Source organism: Nodosilinea sp. AN01ver1 (genome assembly GCF_050565655.1).
Classification (GTDB): domain Bacteria; phylum Cyanobacteriota; class Cyanobacteriia; order Phormidesmidales; family Phormidesmidaceae; genus Nodosilinea.
This window is the reverse complement of sequence record NZ_JBNXVS010000058.1, coordinates 19,908-29,461: the sequence shown is the minus strand read 5'-3', so window position 1 is coordinate 29,461 and position 9,554 is coordinate 19,908. Positions and strand designations below refer to the sequence as shown.

Annotated in this window: 9 protein-coding genes and 1 rRNA gene; 5 read left to right on the top strand and 5 right to left on the bottom strand. The window is 54.3% G+C overall.

The features are described from left to right. A 5S ribosomal RNA gene (gene rrf / locus ACQ4N7_RS26875) occupies positions 1-83 on the top strand; the annotation flags it as partial. 346 nt (positions 84-429) lie between these two features. Here the strand turns inward: rrf and ACQ4N7_RS26870 are convergent. Further along, entirely contained in the window at positions 430-921 is a 492-nt protein-coding gene (locus tag ACQ4N7_RS26870) for a hypothetical protein (RefSeq protein WP_430714514.1), read from the bottom strand. A 912-nt stretch (positions 922-1,833) separates the two neighbouring features. On the opposite strand from ACQ4N7_RS26870, the gene ACQ4N7_RS26865 reads away from it, so the two are divergent. The 4 genes from ACQ4N7_RS26865 to ACQ4N7_RS26850 all read left to right on the top strand — a co-directional run bounded on the left by ACQ4N7_RS26865 (position 1,834) and on the right by ACQ4N7_RS26850 (position 4,992). Beyond that, entirely contained in the window at positions 1,834-3,222 is a 1,389-nt protein-coding gene (locus ACQ4N7_RS26865; protein ID WP_430714513.1) for an amidohydrolase family protein, read from the top strand. Positions 3,223-3,605: 383 nt separating this feature from the next. Continuing rightward, positions 3,606-4,106, top strand: a complete 501-nt coding sequence (gene tsaE / locus ACQ4N7_RS26860; RefSeq protein WP_430714512.1) for a tRNA (adenosine(37)-N6)-threonylcarbamoyltransferase complex ATPase subunit type 1 TsaE — start codon at positions 3,606-3,608, stop codon at positions 4,104-4,106. Next, entirely contained in the window at positions 4,081-4,539 is a 459-nt protein-coding gene (locus ACQ4N7_RS26855) for an EVE domain-containing protein (RefSeq protein ID WP_430714511.1), read from the top strand. Before tsaE ends, ACQ4N7_RS26855 begins: the two co-directional genes overlap by 26 nt. A gap of 45 nt (positions 4,540-4,584) precedes the next feature. After that, positions 4,585-4,992 carry an ExbD/TolR family protein gene (locus ACQ4N7_RS26850; protein WP_430714510.1) on the top strand — a complete coding sequence of 136 codons (408 nt, stop codon included), beginning with the start codon at positions 4,585-4,587 and terminating at the stop codon, positions 4,990-4,992. A gap of 679 nt (positions 4,993-5,671) precedes the next feature. Here ACQ4N7_RS26850 and ACQ4N7_RS26845 read toward each other — a convergent pair. The 4 genes from ACQ4N7_RS26845 to ACQ4N7_RS26830 form a co-directional block, all read right to left on the bottom strand. Beyond that, a complete protein-coding gene (locus ACQ4N7_RS26845) occupies positions 5,672-7,117 on the bottom strand; it encodes a YcjF family protein (protein ID WP_430714509.1) in 1,446 nt (481 codons plus the stop codon). A 215-nt stretch (positions 7,118-7,332) separates the two neighbouring features. Continuing rightward, complete coding sequence (locus ACQ4N7_RS26840) at positions 7,333-7,644, bottom strand: RNA recognition motif domain-containing protein (protein ID WP_430714508.1); 312 nt, start codon at positions 7,642-7,644, stop codon at positions 7,333-7,335. A 248-nt stretch (positions 7,645-7,892) separates the two neighbouring features. Then, the gene (locus ACQ4N7_RS26835) at positions 7,893-8,486 is read right to left on the bottom strand and encodes a general stress protein (protein WP_430714507.1); all 594 of its coding nucleotides are present in this window, start codon (positions 8,484-8,486) and stop codon (positions 7,893-7,895) included. Between the two features lie 157 nt (positions 8,487-8,643). Then, positions 8,644-9,546, bottom strand: a complete 903-nt coding sequence (locus ACQ4N7_RS26830) for an ROK family protein (RefSeq protein WP_430714506.1) — start codon at positions 9,544-9,546, stop codon at positions 8,644-8,646. Between the last annotated feature and the right edge of the window lie 8 nt (positions 9,547-9,554).

Below are 9,554 nucleotides of genomic sequence, written 5' to 3'. Positions count from 1 at the left end.
CCATCCCGAACTCAGACGTGAAACGCAGCTGCGGCGAAGATAGTGAGGGGGTTGCCCCTTGTCAAAATAGCTCGATGCCAGGTCCCTATTGATGAGTCCCCCTTCTGATTGGAGAAGGGGGACTCATCTGTTTTACCTGTCTCCCCCTGCCTAAAGACCCGACCTTAGGTGGCGAGTTGGCGGACTGCTGTGCAGATCTGGGATCAAACGTGATGCCCTGTCTTATAGCTAGCGGTAGTTCCCTCGTGACCATCCCCACTCCTGCACTCCAATGGACACTTGGGTGCCGGTGCGAGGGGTGCCGCTACTGAGATCAACTAGGGCTACTTCTGTCGCTGCCCGAGAAGAACCGCGGTAAACCGGTTGTCCTTGAGGATTATTGCTATCAAAGCGCAGGGGCGTCATCGTTGGCTCTGCGTCTGATCGCTCTCAGTTGATTTGCGTGAAACGCCGATTCCTGGCTTCGGCTCGATACTGCCAGCTATTTTGCATTCGTCCGGTGCATGTGACGGTCTTTGCGGCCGGGGTCGTAGTGGCAGGCTGACCGCTAAATTGGATAAAGAAAGGTTGGCCGTCTAGGGTGCCGTTAGACGAAATGCTAATGATTGAATTGTTTGGGCCATAGCGAATATTGGCGGGCCCCTGAGCGTCGGCGTTGCCCGAGGAGGTGAGATTGAGGACGATGTCTTCGGCGGTCTTACGAGTTTGCTGTCCTGCAAAAGCGATATTGTTGCCATCGGCCAGGCAAATCGTAAGCTCGGCGCTGTCATCGGGTTGAACGGTGACCGAGGCAAAAGAAATAGTTTGGTTTGGGCGGCCCTGCAGACCAAATGTGCCTTGTCCTTGTTGAGTTAAGATAACAGGGCTAGCGACTGGGGGACGGCTAACGCTGTCGTCACCGATTGTGAAAAGAATCGACAAGGGCTGACCGTCAAGGGTGCCACTGCCGCTGAGGGAAATCAGAGTGGAATTTTGGTAACGGACGGTGAGCGTTCCGGTGGCATCAGCTCCCCTGCATTAGTTAACCGGATTTGAGCTTCACCGCCACTGCGGCTGATCAGTTACCCATCCCAACGCTGGAGGTTGCCACCCGCCAAACGTAGAGAAATCTCTACTTGCTGATTGGGGCGACTGGTCACGGTGACGAAGGTCACGGTTTAACTGGGACGGTTGCCGATGTACAGGGTTCCTTCCGCTTTCCCTACGAGGTTTAAGTCAGCCTGTTGGGCAATCGTGATGGCAGATGGCATTGGTATGGGCTCTGATAGTCAAGGGAGCACTCATCACCGTGACGACAGCATTGGAAGCCAAAGCTGAATAGGCCAGAATCGAACGGATTTTCATAGTGATGACCTTTTGATATTTTGAGCTAGTTCAAAACGCTTTGCCGGACTCTGACTGCTAGTCTCTGATGTGCGGTAGTCCTCATGAATCGTTTTTGGTAATGGTAAAAACAGCTAAGAGGCCAAGCGTCAAGCCCGACCACAAAGGCATCATACGTGAAGTTGACAACTGGTTAAGAGCAATTTTCATCCTATTTTTTGTTCTGCAAATTGCTTCGGTAAGGTGAGGGGTCAAGGACAGCAAATTTTTGGGAAAACTTGAGCAAAAAAAGTTATGACTTAATTGGGTATCTGGACTTAGGAAGGACCCAACCGCAAAAAATAGTAGGATAAGCTTTGCGCTCAATGTTTACATAAGTTAATGCTTGAACTTGATTTAATCAGAAGCTGCTGCTACTGTTTTCATGGCGTTTTGGTCGTTGATGTTTTTTTGTTGCACTATCCCCCATCTAAGTTTAGGGGCACATGTACTGATTTTATTTAGGAGTCTATGCAGACGCGATCGCGCTATTTACTAGCCTTAGGGGCTTTGCTTCTAGGGCTGTCTGGTCTAATGACACAGGTGAGTTTTGCTCAACGCCCTGGTAGTGGTCAAAATTCTCAGCCGACAGCCGTCCTGTTCGAGAATGTGCGAATTTTTGATGGTGTCTCCGACCATCTGAGCGCTCTGTCGAACGTGATGGTGATCGATAACAAGATTCAGGCGATTGATACTCGATCGCTGCCAATGCCAGCGGATATTGGTGTCACTCGGATCAGCGGCGAGGGACGGGTGCTGATGCCGGGGTTGATTGATGCCCATACCCACTTATTTATGGAAACCACGACTCAGGAGGACCTGATCGCAGCGACTACGGCACCGGAGCAGTTGTTTCAGCGGGCGCAGGAGAATGCTGCTGCCATGCTGATGCGGGGCTTTACCAGTGCACGAGATATGGCCGGGCCGGTCTTTCTGCTCAAACAGGCGGTGGATAGTGGGACCTTGGTGGGGCCGCGCATCTGGCCATCGGGAGCGATGATTTCTCAAACTAGCGGCCATGGCGACTTTCGTGAGCTAAGCGATCTACCCCGCACGCCTACCTCAGAGCTGAGTCTAGCGGAGCAGTTTGGGGTGGGGGCGATCGCCGATGGGGTGCCTGAAGTGTTGCGCCGTACCCGTGAGCAATTGATGCAGGGAGCAAGCCAGATCAAGCTGGCTGCCGGGGGGGGAGTGTCCTCTGCGTTTGACCCCATTGATGTGGCACAGTACACCGAAGATGAGCTGAGGGCAGCAGTGGAAGCCGCCGAAGACTGGAACACCTACGTAGCGGTTCACGCCTATACGCCCCGGGCAATTCAAAAGGCGATTCGAGCTGGGGTCAAGTGCATTGAGCACGGTCAGCTGATGGACGAAGAGACGGCGCGAATAATTGCTGAGAACGACGTATGGCTGAGTATGCAGCCGTTTCTAGACGATGAGGATGCCAACCCTAAACCAGATGCTGAGGGTCGAGCTAAACAGTTGCTGGTGGCTGAAGGCACCGACAGGGCCTACAACTTGGCTAAGCAGTACAACATTAAAACGGCCTGGGGCACAGATAACCTCTTTAATCCCCAGGGATCGGCCCGTCAGGGGGCAAAACTGGCCAAAATGGTGCGCTGGTACAGCCCAGCAGAGGTGTTGCGGATGGCGACCAGCACAAATGCAAGCCTGCTGAAGCTTTCGGGGCAGCGCAACCCCTACCCCGACAAACTGGGCGTAGTGGAAGAGGGGGCACTGGCGGATTTGCTGTTGGTTAATGGTAATCCTCTGGAAAATATTCGGTTAATTGAGGATCCAGAAACTAATTTTTTGGTGATTATGAAGGACGGGGTGATTTATAAAAACCGTCTTGGTTGATGGTTGAGGTGAGGACAGCAAGAATTGAGGACTGAGCCACTGCAGCAGATCTAAGCGAAACATGGGCTTAAACCCTCCCGGCTGCAAACGACACTGCCCTACCGACACCCCTTGACCTGTCATTTGCTGTGCCGCCCAGCCCAGACTATGGCTCGGCAGCTGGCTGGGGGGGATATTGCTCTGTAGCTTTGGTGAAGCTGGCTCCGATGAGTCCGGTTGAGCATCGGCGTCGGTTATGGGGCTATGGAGGGCAGTCTGTGCTTTGGATTTGAGCAATGAGAACAACGCCAGTGCGATACGCTAATTTCTATTCCGAGGGTAGGAGCCAAAAATGAGCGGCAGGGGCGATACAGTGAACAAAGCCTGTTGCTGTAGTGGAGGTTATGAGGGACGGGGTAGTTGTGATTGATTTACCGGATGCGCGGGCGACCCAGTCTCTGGGCGATCGCCTGGGGCGGCTGTGCCCGCCGGGCACGGTGCTGCTGCTGTCGGGCGAGTTGGGCAGCGGCAAAACAACCCTGGTACAGGGAGTAGGGGCGGGTTTGAGCATCGCTGAGCCAATCAGCAGCCCCACGTTTACGTTGATTAACGAGTATTTGGAGGGGCGCATCCCCCTTTACCATGTCGATCTGTATCGGCTAGATCCAGCCCAGGTAGACGACCTGGAGCTAGAGAGCTACTGGAATGCCGCGGAAATTGTGCCTGGGTTACTTGCGATCGAATGGTCGGAGCGGATGGTGGAACCTCCTCAGTCAGCGATTCGGCTGCGGCTGGAGAGCATCCCCAGCGGTGGACGGCGGGCTACCCTGACGGCGGTTGAAGCCGACCAAATTGCGTTGTTGGAGAAGGTAACTGGCGATGGCCTACTGGCTGATGAAATCTGAGCCTGACGTTTACAGCATCGCGGATCTGGAGCGCGATCGCACCGAGCTTTGGGATGGGATTCGCAATTACCAGGCCCGCAACTTTCTCACCAGTATGGCCCTGGGCGACAGAGCCTTTTTTTACCATTCCAATACTAAGCCGCCGGGAGTGGTGGGGCTGATGGAGATTGTGGCAACGAACGTCGTCGACCCTACCCAATTTGAAGCGTCTAGCAAGTACTATGACCCCAAGTCGTCGCCGGATAGCCCTCGCTGGCATACAGTAACGGTGGGCTACCTAGAAACTTTTGCCCAGGTTATTACGCTCGATCAGCTGAAGGAGACATTTAGCCCTGATGAACTGTGGGTGGTACGGCGGGGCAGTCGACTTTCGGTGATGCCGGTGGATGAAGCGGTGGCTCAAAAGCTTTTGCACATGGCTGAAGCAGTTTAGTTTAGCGTTTATTTTCGTTCAATTTACCTGGCTAGGGCGTTTACGATGCATTTACCTGAAGACCCAGAATCGCCTATTCAAATCAACATTGTGCCGATGATTGATGTGGTCTTTGCGGTGCTGGCATTTTTCATTCTCTCTAGCTTGTTGCTAACTCGTAATGAGGGATTGCCAGTGGCCCTGCCGGGTGCTGAAACGGCTGAAGCCCAGGCCCAGCGGCAAGTTGTTGTGTCAGTCAATGCGGCTGGTGAAATATTTGTAGGAAATAGAGCGGTTACTGATGAACAGCTATTAGAAGCTGTTCAAACGCTGGGAACTTTAACAGATGGCGGCCTAGTGGTAATTCGAGCTGATCAATCGGTGAGTCACGGTAGAGTGGTAGCTGTGATGGATCGACTGCGATCGCTGCCTGGGGTGCAATTGGCGATCGCAGCTGAAGGAAGTCAGCCCTAAGTTAGGTACTGCTGGTAGAAAAGTTAACCCTTCTGCCGCTGTGTTGCTAGATATCTCGATTTTATAATCTATGAGTCATGGTGAGTACAGGCTTAACGCTATGGCAGAAGCTGTAGAGAAAGCATTTCGAGTTTAGATTATGGCGCTACAACTCATGGCCTTACCGAGACAACTGGTAACAGTGGTACAGTTTTTACTGGTGCCTGTGTGCTTTGTGCTGGCCTGGGGACTGGTAGGAATTACAGTCTGGAATTTAATAACAGCTGTTCGAGATGGGGTGGATCGGGCTACAGTGATGCATAAAATTCCCTGCGCTGACTGTCGCTATTTCACTGGCGATCATCGGCTTAAGTGCCCTATTCATCCTAAAGCTGCTCTTTCTGAATCGGCTATTGACTGTGCTGATTTTGAGCAGACAGGGTTTGTATAGCCTGTTTGGCTACCCTTTTGGGCTATCCCAGGGCTGCTTCTACGTAAGTAAGTCTGATCGTCTATAAAGACGCATTTCGACTCCGCTCAATGCTCGACCGTGGCTGGGCAGAGGGTTGAGCAGAGTCGTTCACGAAGTGTCTCCCGAAGGGGGAAACCCTGAACACTTAAGCTGGGGTTGATTTGGCCCTCCTACCTACCATAACTAAGAGGGGTTTTGGTTTAGCCGAATTGTGCTTCTGAAGTTACTTTAGGATTGCTCGCGTGTGATGGGTACAACTCGAGCGATCGCTTCTTTGATAAAGGCTTTCATAAGCGCGTCGCGTTGATTGAGGCGAAACTGTTGCTCTACAACGGCACCCATGCCGCCGTCGCCCCAGCTTTGATTTTGGCGGAAGTATTCGATGAAACTTTTACCGGCAATGCGGGTGAGATAAGCGCCGCTGGTGCCCTTTAGAGCCCGGCCAGCGAGTACTGTTGCTAAGTTGGTTTGCAGACCCAGCGCCAGCAGGTCTACGGTGCCTTTAACTAAGCCTAAACCCGTGAGGGTTTTAGCTACAGACAGGGCCAATGCCTTGCCTTCTTCAAGGCTGACCTCACAGCCATAAACCTGACTAAGCTCAACCACCATTTGAGCATTAATGGCGGCTGTGGCTAAAAAGTCGAGGCCGGGTAGGGGAGTAACGGCGATCGCCCCGGCGCTCAACCACTGGTACCGCTCGATGATAGCGTCGGCCTGGGCCTGGCGCTGGCTGTCAATAATTTGACGGGCGGTTTCGCCAAGCTGCTGAGTTTGCAGAAGCAGGTTGTCAGCAATCAGGGTTTCCCCTTCCTGGCGCAATAGATCGGCCAGGCGAGCCCGCAGGGGCAGCAGGTTGGGCTGCATCTGTAGCCAGCCGCCGCCGACCTGGGGTAGGGGCTGGGGCAAAGCTGCTACGGCAACAATATCATCGGAGCTAAGGGGGGGAACTACTCGCGATCGCAGCCGTTCTAGCAAGGCCTCTAAATCGGCTTCAGGATAGCGATCGGCCTTATTAAGTACTAGAAGAACTCGTTTGCCCATGCCCATCAGTGCCTGCAGTACGGTGTATTCTGCCTGCCGCAGATCGTCGTCAATGACAAACAAAATTAAGTCTGCTCCGGCCGCTACGGCGCGAGCGGCTTGCTCTCTCTCTGTACCGGCGATGCCTGCTTCTGCAATGCCTGGGGTATCAATCAGCTGTAGCGCTCTCGACACATTGGGGATTTGCCAGGGATAGACTTGCTGAGTCTGAGTAGTCCCTAGGGCAGCACCTACTTGACCAACAGGCTGACCTAAAAGTTCATTGACTAGTGCCGTTTTACCGGCTGACCCGACCCCAAACACGGCAATAGTAAGTGCTTGATCTGAGTTTAAAAACGCTAAACTCCGCGCTTTGTCTTGCAGCGCCTGGCGGGCTACGTGATCTTGAATTTGATCGACCTGGTGTTGAACCGCGTGCAAATTAGCGGTAGCGGCCTCCCTGGGGTAGCGAGGAGCCTGGAGAGTTTTCTGTCGTCGGCGAGGACGTAAAAAAGGACGCAGACGATAAAGACCAAACCCCACCGCGCCCGCGATCGCTGCCACTACTGCCCCTAATACGACTCGAGCTAGTAAGGGCGACAGCAGCGCTAGTAAGGTATACAAGCGCAGCAAAGCATCGGCAAGTAGCAACACTGCTCCTAAGCTTATAAGTAGCCCCACCAGCAGTAATAGCCATCGCCACCGCGCCATAGCTTTTCTATTCCATCAACGGCAGTGCGTGAAGAATAGCGTAAACTAAGCTGCAAAAACCAGCATGGCAGGGGCATTCGCTGAACGCCCCTGCCAACGCAGTAAACCTTGCCCAATTTGCAACTATGCCCAGCCTGGCTTAAGCAGCAGGTATAGGCCTAGAGAGGATTGTGGGAGAAACGATTGCTGCGGTTGTTAGGCCGTCCACCATTGCCGCCGCCGTCGTCAGTGCGGGGACGAGCTTTGTTAACCCGAAGTTCACGGCCTAGCCATTCAGCTCCGTCTAGCTCGGAGATAGCCTGGTCTTCCTTCGCTTCATCGGCCATGTCGACAAATGCAAAACCACGTTTTCGACCAGTTTCGCGATCGATGGGCAGGCTAATACGAGTGACCTCACCGTATTCAGCAAAAACGCTTCTAATGTCGTCCTCAGACGCCTGAAAGGACAAGTTCCCAATATAGATAGTCACGAGTCTCTCCGAACCAAAATGCCAAGGTGTTACGTACTGTACCTGGGGGTTGAGACGCTAAAAGCTATATCTTTAACCCTCAGATACAATATTTGTTGCTATCATAGCCGATCGCCTCTTAGTCAGTAGTAGCGCATCTCACACCTCTGCACTCTTCAGGCTCAGCTGCTTAGCTTTTTAATAACCCATGAAAAAGGGGGCACAGCTGAGCTGCACCCCCAATGTTAATCGCTGACTAACCGTTAGTATTAGTAGCCGCCTGCGTAGGTAGGCGACCCAGTCGCACCGTAAATGCCCCAGTCGCGAATGCCGTTTTCGTGCAGCACTGACTCGGCAGCCTGAATTTCTTGCTCGCTGCCTTCTACCAGCACCAGATAATCGTCGTTGTTGTAAACGCGATCGTTGTAGTAGTTGGCGCGGTCTTCGGGGACGCCCCAGCCAATTAAGGCACCAAGCAGGCCACCGCTGGCAGCACCAATACCGCCGCCGAGCAGCGTGTTGGCCAGCAAAAAGCCGACCTCAGCGGCAGGCCCCACGCCGGGAATTGCCAAGATACCAAGGCTACCAATTAAGCCAATGGCACCACCGGTTACCGCACCGGCTTTTGCACCAGCACCAGCACCGCCTTTGGCCTGTTCAGATTTGGGCTTGTTGGGGTCGTAATGATCATTGTCTGAGGTTAGGTCTCTCAGCCCCTCTCCAGCTTTGGCCACAATTGAAATGCGGTCCATTTGGAAGCCTGTGTCGCGCAGGCGGTGCATGGCTTGCTCGGCCTCTTGCCGAGTCGAAAATAGCCCAACCGCGCGGCGATTGTGAGTAGGTTTGATATCAGCCGTTCTCATATTTTTTTCCTCCAGTGAGGATTGCAACTGGCAAAGCCTGTGCCCTCACGCGTGAACTCAGAGCACTGCTTGCCTAGTTTCAGAATGACAAACAAACCGGCTGACGCCCTCGCTCATTAGCCGTAGATGACGGTCAGTCAAAGGCTAGACCATGAATCTATCGATCGCCATACTGCTGCAGCGCCAACCGCGCCGCCCCAGCGATACCCGCCTGGTTGCCCAGTTTGGCCACCAGCACCTGCATGCCCTCGCGGGAGCTGAGCAGCACGCGGGTATTCAGCTCAGCCAGCGTCGTCGGCAAAAACAGCTCCGCTGCTGCACTAATGCCGCCGCTGAGAATTACCGCTTCGGGGGTGAGCACGTAGACCAGGCTGGCGATGCCTGCTCCTAACCAGCGACCGTAGGTTTGCCAGAAGACGATCGCCGCCTCATCCCCCGCCTTTGCCTGCTCAAACAGCGCCGCTGGCGTTAGCCCCGTCTCGCGCTGAATGGCCTGCACCGAGCAGTGCTGCTCTAGCGAGCCCCGGTTGCCGCTGTTGCAGGGCGGCCCTTCTGGGTTAAGCGTAATTAGCCCCAGTTCGCCAGCGGTGCCCTGGCGACCAACAAACAGCTTGCCATCGAGAATAACTGCCCCGCCAACCCCAGTTCCTAAGGTAAGCACAATCAAGTCTTTGTAGTTGCGCCCGGCCCCCAACCAGGCCTCCCCTAACCCGGCGCAGTTGGCGTCGTTGGCGACGATAACGGGGCGACCCGTTGCCGCTTCCAGTGCGTCAGCAATGGGCACATCAGTCCATCCTGCTAAATTGATGGCCACGCGGGCAATGCGGCCAGCGGCATCGGCAGGGCCAGGGGTGCCCACGCCAATGGCGATGGTTGCGCGGTTGGGGTCAAGGGCTGCGATCGCCTCAGCTATAGCGGCCATCACCGCCTTAGGGGTCGATGGCTGCGGGGTGGGTACCGACAGATCGGCCAGGCACTGCCCCGTTTGGGTAAAGCGCCCCAGCTTAATTGCGGTGCCGCCCAAGTCGACCCCAATCACCTGCTGATCTGCTGTCGCCATCGTTGATC